This is a genomic window from Pantoea sp. Ap-870 (genome assembly GCF_011752515.1).
Taxonomy (GTDB): domain Bacteria; phylum Pseudomonadota; class Gammaproteobacteria; order Enterobacterales; family Enterobacteriaceae; genus Pantoea; species Pantoea dispersa.
On sequence record NZ_VWXG01000001.1, the window covers coordinates 476,108 to 489,271 of the forward strand.

14 protein-coding genes are annotated in these 13,164 nt (G+C 59.7%); 8 read left to right on the top strand and 6 right to left on the bottom strand.

Annotated features, from left to right (window positions below):
• Positions 1 to 13: 13 nt before the first annotated feature.
• The 7 genes from hutI (at position 14) to hutH (ending at position 6,972) form a co-directional block, all read left to right on the top strand.
• On the top strand, positions 14 to 1,228 hold the full coding sequence (gene hutI, locus F3J41_RS02325; RefSeq protein ID WP_166709830.1) for an imidazolonepropionase: 1,215 nt from the start codon (positions 14 to 16) through the stop codon (positions 1,226 to 1,228).
• Positions 1,225 to 2,016, top strand: coding sequence for an N-formylglutamate deformylase (gene hutG, locus F3J41_RS02330; RefSeq protein ID WP_166709832.1), 792 nt, complete (start codon positions 1,225 to 1,227; stop codon positions 2,014 to 2,016). The genes hutI and hutG overlap by 4 nt, the downstream gene beginning before the upstream one ends.
• A 349-nt stretch (positions 2,017 to 2,365) precedes the next feature.
• Positions 2,366 to 3,217: a transporter substrate-binding domain-containing protein gene (locus F3J41_RS02335; RefSeq protein ID WP_166709834.1), complete on the top strand. Its 852-nt coding sequence runs from the start codon at positions 2,366 to 2,368 to the stop codon at positions 3,215 to 3,217.
• Positions 3,218 to 3,229: 12 nt separating this feature from the next.
• Positions 3,230 to 3,949, top strand: coding sequence for an ABC transporter permease (locus tag F3J41_RS02340; RefSeq protein WP_031279871.1), 720 nt, complete (start codon positions 3,230 to 3,232; stop codon positions 3,947 to 3,949).
• Positions 3,950 to 3,960: 11 nt separating this feature from the next.
• A complete protein-coding gene (locus F3J41_RS02345) occupies positions 3,961 to 4,689 on the top strand; it encodes an ABC transporter permease (protein WP_059009036.1) in 729 nt (242 codons plus the stop codon).
• A gap of 1 nt (position 4,690) precedes the next feature.
• Positions 4,691 to 5,491, top strand: a complete 801-nt coding sequence (locus F3J41_RS02350) for an ABC transporter ATP-binding protein (protein ID WP_021508428.1) — start codon at positions 4,691 to 4,693, stop codon at positions 5,489 to 5,491.
• On the top strand, positions 5,488 to 6,972 hold the full coding sequence (gene hutH / locus F3J41_RS02355) for a histidine ammonia-lyase (RefSeq protein WP_166709836.1): 1,485 nt from the start codon (positions 5,488 to 5,490) through the stop codon (positions 6,970 to 6,972). The genes F3J41_RS02350 and hutH overlap by 4 nt, the downstream gene beginning before the upstream one ends.
• 33 nt (positions 6,973 to 7,005) lie before the next feature.
• On the opposite strand, the gene F3J41_RS02360 is transcribed toward hutH, so the two are convergent.
• Positions 7,006 to 7,635: a flavin reductase family protein gene (locus F3J41_RS02360; RefSeq protein WP_104187031.1), complete on the bottom strand. Its 630-nt coding sequence runs from the start codon at positions 7,633 to 7,635 to the stop codon at positions 7,006 to 7,008.
• A gap of 179 nt (positions 7,636 to 7,814) precedes the next feature.
• On the opposite strand from F3J41_RS02360, the gene rlmF reads away from it, so the two are divergent.
• The gene (gene rlmF, locus F3J41_RS02365) at positions 7,815 to 8,741 is read left to right on the top strand and encodes a 23S rRNA (adenine(1618)-N(6))-methyltransferase RlmF (protein ID WP_127833848.1); all 927 of its coding nucleotides are present in this window, start codon (positions 7,815 to 7,817) and stop codon (positions 8,739 to 8,741) included.
• A 66-nt stretch (positions 8,742 to 8,807) separates the two neighbouring features.
• Here rlmF and glnQ read toward each other — a convergent pair whose 3' ends face one another.
• The 5 genes from glnQ to rhtA form a co-directional block, all read right to left on the bottom strand.
• Positions 8,808 to 9,530, bottom strand: coding sequence for a glutamine ABC transporter ATP-binding protein GlnQ (gene glnQ, locus F3J41_RS02370; RefSeq protein ID WP_021508424.1), 723 nt, complete (start codon positions 9,528 to 9,530; stop codon positions 8,808 to 8,810).
• Complete coding sequence (gene glnP / locus F3J41_RS02375; protein ID WP_021508423.1) at positions 9,527 to 10,186, bottom strand: glutamine ABC transporter permease GlnP; 660 nt, start codon at positions 10,184 to 10,186, stop codon at positions 9,527 to 9,529. Before glnP ends, glnQ begins: the two co-directional genes overlap by 4 nt.
• A gap of 86 nt (positions 10,187 to 10,272) precedes the next feature.
• Positions 10,273 to 11,019: a glutamine ABC transporter substrate-binding protein GlnH gene (gene glnH, locus F3J41_RS02380; protein WP_021508422.1), complete on the bottom strand. Its 747-nt coding sequence runs from the start codon at positions 11,017 to 11,019 to the stop codon at positions 10,273 to 10,275.
• 311 nt (positions 11,020 to 11,330) lie between these two features.
• A complete protein-coding gene (gene dps / locus F3J41_RS02385) occupies positions 11,331 to 11,834 on the bottom strand; it encodes a DNA starvation/stationary phase protection protein Dps (protein ID WP_021508421.1) in 504 nt (167 codons plus the stop codon).
• Between the two features lie 295 nt (positions 11,835 to 12,129).
• A complete protein-coding gene (rhtA, locus tag F3J41_RS02390) occupies positions 12,130 to 13,038 on the bottom strand; it encodes a threonine/homoserine exporter RhtA (RefSeq protein WP_166709838.1) in 909 nt (302 codons plus the stop codon).
• Positions 13,039 to 13,164: the final 126 nt, after the last annotated feature.

Consider the following 13,164-nt stretch of genomic DNA (forward strand, 5'->3'; position numbering starts at 1 on the left):
AAAGGGGAGTGGGATGGCAAGTAAACAGATCGACAGCCTGTGGCTGGGGGCCGATGTGGTCACCATGCGTGACGGTCGCTATAACCTGATTGAGGATGGCGCCGTGGCGGTGGATAACGGCGAGCTGGTGTGGATCGGCCCGCGCAGCGCGTTACCGGACTTTGCCCCGCGCCGGCAGCAGCAGTTTGACGGCGGCATCATTACGCCCGGTCTGGTGGATTGCCACACGCATCTGGTGTTTGGCGGCGATCGCAGCCAGGAGTTCGAACAGCGGCTCAACGGCGTGAGCTATGCGGAGATCGCCGCGCAGGGCGGCGGCATCCTGTCGACGGTGCGCGCCACGCGCGCGGCCAGTCAGCAGCAACTGGTGGCGTCAGCGCGCTGGCGGCTCGATCGCCTGCTGGCCGAAGGCGTTACCACGGTGGAGATTAAATCCGGCTACGGCCTGGACGAAGAGAGCGAGCTCACTCTGCTGCGCGCTATCCGCGAGCTGGCGCAGTCGGTGCCTGCCGATGTGCAGGCCACCTGCCTGGCGGCGCACGGCTTCCCGCCAGAGTTCAGGGATAACCCGCAGGGCTGGATCGATATTATCTGCCAGCGCCTGTTGCCGCGGGTGAAAGCGGAGGGGCTGGCGGATGCGGTCGACGCGTTTTGCGAACACCTGGCGCTGTCACCGCAGCAGGTGAGCGCGGTATTTGATGCCGCCACAGCGCTCGGCCTGCCGGTGAAGCTGCACGCTGAACAGCTGTCGGCACTCGGCGGTGCCGCACTGGCGGCGCGCTATGGTGCGCTCTCTGCCGATCACCTCGAATACGCCACGGAGGACGATGCCCGCGCGATGGCGGAGCATGGCACGGTGGCGGTACTGCTGCCCGGAGCGTTCTATCTGCTGCGCGAGACGCAGCGTCCGCCGGTCGAACTGTTCCGCCAGCACGGCGTGCCAATGGCGCTGGCCAGCGATGCCAATCCGGGCACGTCACCGGCGCTGTCGCTGCGGCTGATGCTGAACATGGGCTGTACGCTGTTTGGCCTGACGCCGGAGGAAGCGCTGGCCGGCGTCACGCTGTGGGGCGCGAAGGCGCTTGGCCTGCAGGCCACGCACGGCTCGCTGGAGCCAGGCAAAGTAGCCAATTTTGTCCACTGGCCGCTGGCTCGCCCGGCAGAGCTGGTTTACTGGCTGGGCGGCGAACTGCCGTGCCAGGTTATCTATCGTGGAGAAGCGCAATGACCCCTTTTCATTTCACCGCCGGTAAGCTGCCGCTGCTGGTCAGTATTCCGCATGCCGGTACCCAGCTGACGTCGGAGGTTGACGCCGGGCTGAGCGAGGCCGCGCGCGGCCTGCCGGATACCGACTGGCATATTCCGCTGCTGTACGACTTTGTGCGCGACCTCGGTGCCAGTGTGCTGATCGGTCACTACTCGCGCTTCGTGATCGATCTCAACCGTCCGCCGGACAACCAGCCGCTGTACAGCACGGCCACCACCGGGCTCTATCCGGAGACGCTGTTTGATGGCACGCCGACCTTTAAACCCGGCATGACGCCGGACAGCGCGGCGCGTCAGCGCGATCTGGAGACTATCTGGCAACCCTATCATCAACAGATTCAGCAGGAGCTGGCGCGGCTGAAAGCCGAACATGGCTATGCGCTGCTGTTTGATGCGCACTCCATCGCTTCGGTGATTCCGCGCCTGTTCGACGGCCAGCTGCCGGATCTGAACATCGGCACCAACGATGGCGCCAGCTGTTCGGCGGCCAGCATCGCGGCGATTGAGCAGGTGTGCGCCGCGCAAAGCGACTACAGCTGGGTGGTGAACGGACGCTTCAAAGGCGGCTATATCACGCGCGCTTACGGCCAGCCAGCGCAGGGCGTGCAGGCGGTGCAGCTGGAGCTGGCGCAGCTGAATTACATGGATGAGGCGCCGCCGTTTGCCTGGCAGCAGGATCGCGCCACGCGGTTGCAGCACGTGCTGAAGCCGCTGCTGCAGGCGTTTCTGCAGGCGGGGAAAGCCGTTTAATTGATGCGGGTCGCCATCACGGTGACCCCGTTTTCTCATGTGGCGGATGTACAACCGCTGCCTCACTCCCCAATGCTGTGCAACCCCTGCCCTGTAAGTGTGCACGACGCGTTCCGCCTGACGCCGATCCCCTCCGTTTACCGTCTTTGCCGATCTGGCACAGCCCTTGCTAGCTTGTATGTACAAGTAAAGACCGCGCGGCAATGATGACTATTTATTCTGGCTGGCTCACAAAAAGCTTATGCCGACAATGATCTGCCGCAAGCTAACTTGTATATACATGAAATGTCATTTGCGCTGTATCAGCCAACAGAGACAGCCAGATTTGTTAACCACCAGGAGAAGACGTATGACACACCGTGCCCCGTTTCGCCGTTTTTGCCTTACCACGCTGTTTGCCAGCCTGATGCTGGCCGGCGTGGCTGCCGAGGCTAAAGAGTGGAAATCCATCACCATCGCCACTGAAGGCAGCTATGAGCCGTGGAACCTGACGCTGCCGGGCGGCAAGCTGGGCGGCTTCGAACCTGAACTGATGGAAGATCTCTGCAAACGCATGAGCATTCAGTGCAAGCTGGTGGTGCAGAACTGGGACGGGATGATTGCCGGACTGAACGCCGGGAAATATGACGTCATCATGGATGCGATTGTGATTACGCCGGACCGGAAAAAAGTGGTCAACTTCACCACGCCGTACGCGTCAACGCCGGCGACCTTCATCACCAGCAAAGATAACCCGCTGCTGCCGGCCAATAAGAACATCATCAAACTGCACGACGACGAGGATGCCATCAATGCGGCCATCGCCCCGCTGAAGGCGGCGCTCAAGGGCAAAACCATCGGTATTGCCTCCGGCACCGTGTATACGCCGTTTATCGATAAATACTTCAAAGATGTGGCCGACGTACGCGAATACACCGCTTCGGCGGATGCGATTCTCGATCTGCAGGCGGGTCGCATCGATGCGGTGTTTGATGACGTGACCTTCGCGCAGTCGATGCTGGCGCGTAAAGAGAACAGCAACCTGACGTTCAGCGGCCCGCAGCTGGGCGGTCCGATCTGGGGGGAAGGCGAAGCGATGGGCGTGCGCATGGCTGATAACGACCTGAAGGCCAAACTCGATGCCGCCATTCACGCTGCGCTGGCGGACGGCACGGTGAAAAAGCTGAGCGAGAAGTGGTTTAAAACTGACGTAACGCCGTAAGTGAGGTGAAAGATGATGAGCCTGCTGAGTTTTGGTGCAGATGGCTGGGGTCGCCTGATTCTGAGCGCCGCCGGTACCACGCTGCTGCTGTCGCTGGCGGCGCTGATGATTGGCGCTGTGGTCGGTTCCGGCGTGGCGGCGGCGAAACTCTCGCACCAGCGCTGGCTGCGCTGGCTGGGTGAAAGCTATTCGGTGGTGTTTCGCGGCATCCCGGAATTGCTGGTGATCTACCTGTTCTACTTCGGTGGATCGGGGTTGATCACGCTGGTCGGCCAGCTGTTTGGTGCTGACGGCTTTATTGAAGCGCCGCCGTTCCTGATTGGCGCGCTGGCTATCGGGCTCATCTCCGGATCCTATCAGGGTGAAGTGTATCGCGCTGCGCGCCTGGCGCTGGCCAAGGGCGAAGTCGAAGCGGCGGTAGCCATCGGGATGCCGCGCTGGCGTATCGCCCAGCGCATCCTCGTCCCGCAGATTGTGCGCTACGCGCTGCCGGGGATGTCCAACGTCTGGCAGATGAGCCTGAAAGATTCGGCGCTGGTGTCAGTGACCGGCATCGTCGAGCTGATGCGCGCCAGCCAGGTGGCGGCCGGTTCAACGCGCGATTACTTCACCTTTTACCTGATTGGCGGTGGCTGCTATCTGCTGCTGACACTGCTGTCGAACCATGCGTTTCGCCGCGCGGAGTCGCGCCTCGGCCGCGCATGGCAAAGTCGCACTGCGGCACAGCACTAAGGAGCAGCAGTATGATCGACTTCGCTTTTCTTGCCGACACTTTTCTTAAGCTGAGCGCGGCGCTGCCGGTGACGCTCGGGCTGTTTATCAGCGCCTTTGTCTGCGGTGGGCTGCTGGCGCTGGGCATTCTGGCGCTGCGCATGAGCCGCTGGCGGCTGCTGAGCGGTTTTGCCCGCGGCTATATTCTGGTGTTTCGCGGCTCGCCGCTGCTGATTCAGCTGTTTCTCATCTACTACGGGCTCGGCCAGTTTGGCGTGATTCGCCACAGCTTCGTCTGGCCGTTTCTGCGCGAGCCGTTTATCTGCGCGGTGCTGGCGCTGTCGCTGTGTACCGCCGCTTACACCGCTGAGATCCTGCGCGGTGCGCTGCTGGCGGTGCCGGCAGGTCAGGTCGAAGCCGGGCTGGCCTGCGGCATGTCACGCTGGCTGCTGCTGCGCCGCATCATCGCGCCGATCATGCTGCGCTATGCGCTGCCGGCGTACTCCACCGAGGCGATTCTGCTGGTGAAATCCACCGCGCTTGCCAGCCTGGTCACGGTGTGGGATGTCACCGGCGTGGCGCAGCAGATCATCCAGCGTACCTATCGCACTATGGAAGTGTTTATCTGCGCTGCGGCGATCTACCTGATTCTCAACTTTATTATCGTCCAGCTGTACGCGCTGTTAGAGCGCCGTCTGACCCCGGTGCACCGCGCTGAAAAAAAGCCGCTGCCCGCCGTTAAACCGCTTGCCGGAGAGTAATATGCATTCCACTTCACCAGTCACCTTGTCCGCCACTGATATCCATAAATCCTTTGGCGCTATGGAGGTGCTCAAAGGCATCTCGCTGCAGGCGCATCAGGGCGATGTTATTTCAATTCTTGGTGCCAGCGGCTCGGGCAAAAGTACCTTGCTGCGCTGCATCAATCTGCTGGAAACGCCGGATGCCGGCGTGGTGAGCGTCGGCGGCGAAACCATTGAAATGAAGCGCCACGCGCGCGGCCATCAGCTGGCGGCGAATCCTAAGCAGATTGAACGCCTGCGATCGCGGCTGGGCATGGTGTTTCAAAGCTTCAATCTGTGGTCGCACATGACGGTGCTGCAGAACGTGATTGAAGGTCCGCACTATGTGCTGAAGCGCGACAAAAAGAGTTGTATCGCCCAGGCAGAGCAGTTGCTGGATCGCGTCGGGCTGCTTAACCGCAAGGATTTTTATCCGGCGCAGCTCTCCGGCGGCCAGCAGCAGCGTGTGGCAATTGCCCGCGCGCTGGCGATGGATCCGGAAGTGATGCTGTTTGATGAGCCAACCTCGGCGCTCGACCCGGAACTGGTCGGCGAGGTGCTCAAAGTGATGCGCAGCCTGGCGGAAGAGGGGCGCACCATGCTGGTGGTGACGCACGAGATGGGCTTCGCGCGCAACGTCTCAAATCGCGTGGTGTTTATGCATCAGGGCAACATTGATTGCGAGGGCACGCCGGAAGCGATGTTTGGCGCCAGCGGTTCATCGCGCTTTAAGCAGTTTATCTCCAGCCATCAGAGCCATCACGCGGAGCAGCCAGTATGACCGTCGTCTGGGGCGATGCGCCGCTGACCTGGCAGGCGCTGGTACAGATAGCGCGACATAACGCCGAACTGACGCTGAGCGCCGCCGCCTGGCAGCGCATTGCGCGCGGTCGCGAGATCGTCGAACAGATCGTTGCCAGCGGTCAGATTGCCTATGGCATCAACACCGGGCTGGGGGCGCTGTGTAACATCACGCTGCCGGAAGACCAGCTCAGCCAGCTGTCACGCAATACGTTGCTGAGCCACGCCTGCGGCGTCGGTCCGCTGCTGACGCGCGAGCAGACGCGCGCCATTCTGTGTGCGGCCATCGCCAACTACAGCCACGGCAAATCCGGCGTTTCGGTGGCGCTGGTGCAGCATCTGCTGGCGCTGCTCAATCAGCAGATCACGCCGCAGGTGCCATCGCAGGGTTCAGTCGGTTATCTCACCCACATGGCGCATATCGGGCTGGCGCTGATTGGCGTGGGCGACGTTGAGTACCAGCAACAGGTGATGCCGGCGGAGCAGGCGCTGCGGCTGGCTGGCTTGCAGCCGTATCGCCCCGGCGCCAAAGAGGGCCTGAGCCTGGTCAACGGTACGCCGTGCATGACCGGGCTGAGCTGTCTGGCGCTGGACGATGCGGCGCGGCTGCTGGATTGTGCGGATGTCACCGGCGCGATGAGCTTCGAAGCGCTGCGCGGTCAGCTGGCGGCCTTTGATGCCGAGGTGATTGCGCTGAAAGCCAGCCCCGGTATGCAGCATAGCGGCCAGCGTCTGCGTGCGCTGCTGAGCGACAGCCCGCTGCTGGCGGCGAGCTGCGGCATACGCACCCAGGATGCGCTCAGCCTGCGTTCGATGCCGCAGGTGCACGGCGCCAGCCGCGATCAGTTCGCCCACGCAGCGCGTCAGGTTGAGATCGAACTGAATGCCTGCACCGATAATCCGCTGGTACTGGGCACGCCGGATAACTGGCGCGTGGTGTCGCAGGCCAATCCGCACGGTGAATCGGTCGCCATGGCGGCCGATCTGCTGGCAATTGCCATGGCGGAGATTGGCAGTATTGCCGAGCGCCGGCTGGACCGGCTGGTCAATCCGCTGGTCAGCGGGCTGCCGCCGTTTCTGGTGGCGCAGCCGGGCGTCAACTCCGGCATGATGATCGCGCAATACGTGGCGGCTTCCCTGTGCGCGGAGAATCGTCAGCTGGCGCAGCCGGCGGTGCTGGACAATTACGTCACCTCGGGACTGCAGGAGGATCACCTCAGCCTCGGTACCGGCGCGGCGCTCAAGCTGCTCAGGCTGCTGAATAACCTCTGGCAGGTGCTGGCGATTGAGTACCTGCTGGCGGCGCAGGCGCTGGATTTTCACGGTGAGGCGCAGCTGGCCAGCGGCACGGGCCGGGCGCTACGCGCGCTACGCGCTGAGGTTGCCACCTGGCAGGAGGATCGCTGGCTGGCACCGGAGATAGCCCGGGCGGTGAAGGTGTTACAGACGCTGGCCTGCTAGCGGCGCAATGTGTCGCGCCGCCAGTGTCCTGATTTAACCGCGGCGCGCGTCCGGGCGCACCAGATCAAAACGCTGATCTTCGCTGATCGCGTAATAGGCGGAAGGACCGCCGGCGCGCAGAATCGGCTGCGCTTTGGCGGTCTGATAGATGCCGTTCTCCAGCAGCGCTTCATCGATGTGAATCGCCACCGCTTCGCCCAGTACCAGCCAGCTCTCCAGCTCGCCTCCCTGTGCATCCTGCAGGCGAATCAGCTGCGTCAGGCGACACTCAAAGTTGACCGGGCTTTCTGCCACCATGCTGACGTTAACGTGGGAAGCGGCCAGCGGCGTCAGGCCGGCGAGGGCAAACTCGTCGTGATCGGACGGCACCGAGGCGGAGCTCTCATTCATGGCTTCTGCCAGCGGACGCGTCGCCAGGTTCCAGACGAACTCGCCGGTTTCACTGATATTCTGCACGCTGTCTTTCCAGCCGCTGCTGGCAAAACCAATGATTGGCGGATGGTAGTTAAAACAGTTAAAGAAACTATAGGGCGCCAGATTGCGCTGGCCGCTGGCGCTTTGCGAGCTGACCCAGCCAATCGGGCGCGGGCCGACGATGGCGTTGAGCGGATCGTGAGGCAGACCGTGTCCACTGCGTGGCTGATAAGTGTAACGTTGACGCATTTGCGCTCCTGATTCGTCCTGGATACTGCGTGTTCCGGCGGTGCTGGCGGCTGGACGCAGTATTGCGGATTCAGTTTTAGGGAGAATAGATTTAAATTCGTTGCACTAAATTTTCCTGGCGGATTGTGCGCTGCCGTCATCCAGCGTATCTTACGCGCGCATTAATGTCCGGAGAATCTATGAACAAGCCTGCCGCTACCGCGCTCTTTCATCCGCGTAACCGCCATCAGGGCCGTTATGATTTTGCTGCCCTGACTGCCGCGCATCCGCCGCTGGCGGACAAAGTGCGCCCCAACGGTTACGGTGAGCTGTCGGTTGATTTCGCCGATCCGCACGCAGTGCTGCTGCTGAACCAGGCGCTGCTGAAACTGTTTTATAACCTGAACTGGCAGCTGCCGGAAGGCTATCTGACGCCGCCGGTACCAGGCCGCGCTGACTATATCCATGCGCTGGCGGATCTGCTGGCCAGCGATAACGGTGGCGTGCTGCCGCGCGATCTCGACGTGATGGATATTGGCTGCGGTGCCAACTGCATCTATCCGCTGATCGGTCACGCGGAGTATGGCTGGCGCTTTACCGGCACCGACATCAGCGCGGACGCTGTTAACGCCGCCAGTCAGATTGTCGCCAGCAATCCCGGCCTGCAGCGCGCCATTCGCCTGCGCCGTCAGAAGCAGGAGAGTGCGATTTTTGCTGGCGTGGTGCACAAGAACGAGCGCTATCACGCGGTACTGTGTAATCCGCCGTTCCACGCCTCGGCGGCCGATGCGGCGGCCGGCAGCCAGCGTAAAGTGCGCAATCTCGGCCTGAGCAGGCAGGCGCCGCTTAACTTCGGCGGTCAGCATAACGAGCTGTGGTGCGACGGCGGTGAGCGTGCGTTTATCGGCCGGATGATCGATGAAAGCGTCGCATTAGGCGATCGCATCGTCTGGTTTACCTCACTGGTGTCGCGCAAAGAGCATCTGCCTGAACTGCGCGACCGGCTGAAGGCGCACGACGCTTATCAGGTACGCATCGTCGACATGGCGCAGGGCCAGAAGCAGAGCCGCTTTATCGCCTGGACATTTTTACCGCCCGCCACGCGCGCGCAGCGGCTGGCACGCTAAGCGCTGCTCAGGTAAAAAAAAAGCCGCTACGGGGATCCGCAGCGGCTTTGTTGTTTTTACGCCGTATTAAGAGACGTGCTGCAGGAACTCACGCAGACGGTCGCTCGGCGGGTTAGTGATCAGATCGTCCGGATTGCCATCTTCCGCGATGGTACCTTTGTCGATAAAGATCAGGCGCGACGCTACTTTCTGTGCGAAGCCCACTTCATGGGTCACGATCACCATGGTCATGCCTTCTTCCGCCAGATCCTGCATCACTTTCAGCACTTCGTGACGCAGCTCGGGATCGAGTGCCGAGGTAGGCTCATCGAACAGCATCATCTTCGGCTTCACCGCCAGCGCACGAGCAATCGCCACGCGCTGCTGCTGGCCGCCGGACAGCTCAGAAGGGAAGTGGTGGGCGCGCTCGGCGAGGCCGACCTTGCCCAGCAGCTCACGTGCCAGTTTGTGTGCGGCGTCTTTCTTCGCACCGCGCACGCGGATCGGACCAAAGGCCACGTTGTCCAGCGCGCTCATCTGCGGGAACAGATGGAACTGCTGGAACACCATACCGGCTTCCTGACGGATCAGGCGTTCATCCACTTTCGGATCGTTAACTTTCATGCCATCGACAATCAGTTCGCCGCTGCTGATCTCTTCCAGCTTGTTGATGCAGCGCAGCAGGGTAGATTTACCGGAGCCGGACGGCCCGATGATTACCACCACTTCACCCTGATTAATTTTCAGGTTGATGTCGTGCAGTACCTGAGTCTGGCCGAAGTTTTTCGAGACGTTTTTAAATTCAATCACAGGATTTTCACCCTTTTCTCAATACGGCGCAGCACAAAGCTCAACACCAGCGTAATAACCAGGTAAATGATGGCAACGGCGCTCCAGATCTCCAGCGCGCGGAAGTTACCAGCGATGATCTCCTGCCCCTGACGGGTCAGTTCCGCCACGCCAATCACGATGAACAGCGAGGTGTCTTTGATGCTGACGATCCACTGGTTACCCAGCGGCGGCAGCATGCGGCGCAGCGCCAGCGGCATGATCACGTAGCGCAGCGTTTCGCGGCGCGACAGGCCAAGCGCCAGGCCGGCTTCACGGAAACCTTTGTTGATCGACAGCACCGCACCGCGGGTAATCTCCGCAATATAAGCACCTGAGTTGATCATGATGGTCACGACGGCGGCGGTGAACGGGTCGATGCGCAGGTCCGGGAAGGCCATCGGCAGGGCGAAGTAGATGAACATCACCTGCACCACGATCGGCGTGCCGCGAATCAGTTCAATGAACACTAACGCGATGTTGTTGGTGATCCAGCCGCCGTAGGCGCGGGCGAAACCGGCCACGAGGCCGATAACCAGGCCGCCAATCAGGCCGAGGATCGAGATAAGCAGGGTCATTTTGGCGCCTTCGATCAGGATCGGTAAGGCGGGCCAGATGACGCTCCAGTCAAACTCCATGGTGTGACTCCAGAATCTGTTGCAGTGGAAATGTAAAAAGCAGGGAGAACAAAGCTCCCTGCTGATAAAAAGGCGTCAGGCCTGAATTATTTAGGTTCGCTGCCGAACCATTTTTTATAGATAGTGTTGTAGGTACCGTTGTCGTGCAGGGTTTTCAGCGCGCCATTCACTTTCTCACGCAGGTCGTCGCTGCCTTTCGGGAAAGCGATGCCATACTGCTGCGCTTCGATGGAGTCACCGACGGCTTTGAAACGGCCTTTGCCAGCGGTGTGGATGAAGTACAGGATGTTTGGCGTGTCGTGCAGCACGGCGTCAGCACGGTTAGTGCCTAACTCCATGTACGCGTTATCAATGTTCGGGAACTGGCGCAGGTCTTTAGTTTTGATATGCGCTTTGGCGTAATCCACCGAACCGGTGCCGCTTTTCACTGCGACCACTTTACCGTTCAGATCGTCGATGCCTTTGATGTCGTTTTCGTTGTTACGCACCATCACCAGCAGGCCGCTTTTGTAGTAGCCGTCAGAGAATTCGATGGCTTTTTTACGTTCTTCGGTAATGGTGATGCCGGCCAGCGCCAGGTCAACGTTTTTGGTTTGCAGCGCCGGAATGATGCCGCTGAAATCCATCGGCTTCAGGGTGTAATCCAGCTTCAGCTGTTTAGCGATAGCGTCCCACAGGTCGATATCGAAGCCGACGTACTTGTCGCCCTGTTTAAATTCAAACGGAACGAAGGCGGTGTCGGTAGCGACTACCAGTTTTTTGTCTGCTGCAGTGGAGGAAAGCGAGAAGGCCAGCGCCAGCGCGGCCACGGAGACTTTAATCAACGACTTCATCATTTTTTTCCTTATTACCCGTCAGGCCTGGTGGCCCGATGTACGGCTCATCATATGAAAAAATTATGCCAACTTTTCTCAAACGCCAAAATCAACAGATTGCCGGGGCAGGCTGACACGATTCTGCACGCGGGGAAAAGTTTGCACCAGAATGAATCACCAAAATGGTGCATTGTGCTGTGGTGGTGCAGGCACAGTGTGCATCAGAGTGATAATAAGGGAAAGAAAGGATTAAGGAATTGTTAACGGCGTCAAAAAAGCCGGGCGGGTAGCAGGCATAAAAAAGGCGGGATAACCCGCCTGATTGAGCATTACTCGATGTTGGATTCGATGAACCACAGGAACTTATCAAGGTCACGCGATGCGGCAGTAAAGATATCCGCCGTGTCTTCGTCTTTCACTTCGCTGATGGCTTTGCGTGTATCGTTAGCCACCACAGCATAACGGTCGGCCAGCGCTTTCAGGTGATCCTGTACGCTGTGAATGTTCAGCGGGTAGCTTTTCAGCGGTGACTTGTCGTTAACCACCTGCGTGGTGCCCAGCGCCACGCCGCCCAGCTGCACCACACGTTCTGCGATGGTATCCTGGTGGTCGGTAATCGCGGTGCGGAAGCCGTCCAGCATTTCATGTACACCGATAAAGTTTGCGCCGCGCATATTCCAGTGCGCCTGCTTGGTGATCAGCGACAGGTCAATAAATTCCACGACCAGACGGTTGAGCACCTCGATGGTAGCTTTCTTCTCGCTATCAGCCACATCATTGCGGGTATAAATCAGATCGGAAGATTTTGTTTTAACCAGTTTTGCGGTACTCATCATTAATGTCCTCTTATTGATGGTTGTCCTAATCAAGCACGGGAATAAGTATAGCAGCAGTTTTTCACTCTGCAGGATTGATTAAATCAATGACAGGAATAGTTAAAGCCGAAGGTGGGTTAAGAAATAAGGTTAATAGATTTAACGTCATGTAAATAAAGGAATTATCTGGTTTGTTAAATATTTACTCATCATGTTGCAAAATAATAATAACCGATCGTTCACATAGCAAAGAAATGATAATGAGAATGTTTCTATATTCAGCCGGTTAAATAACCGGCTGAACCCGCACTGTTTATTGCGGCGCGTTGATATCGACTTCGTTTATATGTGCCGCTTTCTGTTTCATGGTGAGCGTCGAGCCGGCCGACGCGGCAATGATCGCCAGCAGCGCCAGCCACTGCTGCAGCGTCAGCAGTTCGCCGAGGAACAGCATGCCGGAGAGTGCGGCCATCGCCGGTTCCAGACTCATCAGCGTGCCGAAAATGCGCGCCGGCAGACGCGTTAACGCCATCATCTCCAGCGAGTAAGGAATGGCGCTGGAGAGCAGGGCGATAAGCAGCGCCAGCGGCAGGATTTCCCATTGCCAGATGCCGGGCGCGGCGAAGGTCAGACCGAGCGGCACAAAAATCACTGACGCAATCAGCGACCCCATCGCCACCGTGGCCGGGCCGTGTTCAGCACCTGCCCGCTGGCCCGCCAGAATATAGACTGCCCAGCAGGCACCCGCGCCCACCGCCAGCAGTGCGCCTGCCGGATCGATATGGCTGAGGCCGTGACCAATCGGCAGCAGGAACCACAGGCCGGTGACCGCCAGCAGCACCCAGAGAAAATCCAGCGGACGGCGCGCGCCGGCCAGCGCCAGCGTCAGCGGACCGAGAAACTCCAGCCCTACCGCGACGCCCAGCGGCACGGTACGAATCGAGAGATAGAACAGATAATTCATGCAGCCCAGCGCCAGTCCATACATCAGCAGCGGCTTGCGCTGCGCGGCGCTAAAGCGCAGACGCCAGGGTTTGAAAATTGCGCACAGGATAAGCGTGCCCAGTCCCAGACGCAGCGCGGTAATGCCCGGCGCACCGACGGTGGGAAACAGCGATTTCGCCAGCGATGCGCCGCCCTGCAGCGACAGCATGGCGATCAGTAATACGGCAACCGGCAGCACTACCGGCGCCAGTTTGGGGTGGGAAAGAGGTGCAGACATCCTGTGATCAATTCCTGTGATGATGAATAACCAGGCAACGGGCAGCCAGTGTAAAGCAATCGGCGGGAAATAAGGAGGCGGCTGAGGCAATGATGCAGGGTTTCTGTCACCGCTTTATCATCGGGC

Excerpts from the sequence above, each read along its gene's own strand:
- F3J41_RS02360 (WP_104187031.1), bottom strand. The coding sequence starts at position 7,635 with ATGCGTCAACGTTACACTTATCAGCCACGCAGTGGACACGGTCTGCCT.
- glnP (WP_021508423.1), bottom strand. The coding sequence starts at position 10,186 with ATGGAGTTTGACTGGAGCGTCATCTGGCCCGCCTTACCGATCCTGATC.
- F3J41_RS02350 (WP_021508428.1), top strand. The coding sequence starts at position 4,691 with ATGCATTCCACTTCACCAGTCACCTTGTCCGCCACTGATATCCATAAA.
- hutH (WP_166709836.1), top strand. The coding sequence starts at position 5,488 with ATGACCGTCGTCTGGGGCGATGCGCCGCTGACCTGGCAGGCGCTGGTA.
- F3J41_RS02345 (WP_059009036.1), top strand. The coding sequence starts at position 3,961 with ATGATCGACTTCGCTTTTCTTGCCGACACTTTTCTTAAGCTGAGCGCG.
- hutI (WP_166709830.1), top strand. The coding sequence starts at position 14 with ATGGCAAGTAAACAGATCGACAGCCTGTGGCTGGGGGCCGATGTGGTC.
- rhtA (WP_166709838.1), bottom strand. The coding sequence starts at position 13,038 with ATGTCTGCACCTCTTTCCCACCCCAAACTGGCGCCGGTAGTGCTGCCG.
- F3J41_RS02340 (WP_031279871.1), top strand. The coding sequence starts at position 3,230 with ATGATGAGCCTGCTGAGTTTTGGTGCAGATGGCTGGGGTCGCCTGATT.
- F3J41_RS02335 (WP_166709834.1), top strand. The coding sequence starts at position 2,366 with ATGACACACCGTGCCCCGTTTCGCCGTTTTTGCCTTACCACGCTGTTT.
- dps (WP_021508421.1), bottom strand. The coding sequence starts at position 11,834 with ATGAGTACCGCAAAACTGGTTAAAACAAAATCTTCCGATCTGATTTAT.
- hutG (WP_166709832.1), top strand. The coding sequence starts at position 1,225 with ATGACCCCTTTTCATTTCACCGCCGGTAAGCTGCCGCTGCTGGTCAGT.
- glnH (WP_021508422.1), bottom strand. The coding sequence starts at position 11,019 with ATGAAGTCGTTGATTAAAGTCTCCGTGGCCGCGCTGGCGCTGGCCTTC.
- rlmF (WP_127833848.1), top strand. The coding sequence starts at position 7,815 with ATGAACAAGCCTGCCGCTACCGCGCTCTTTCATCCGCGTAACCGCCAT.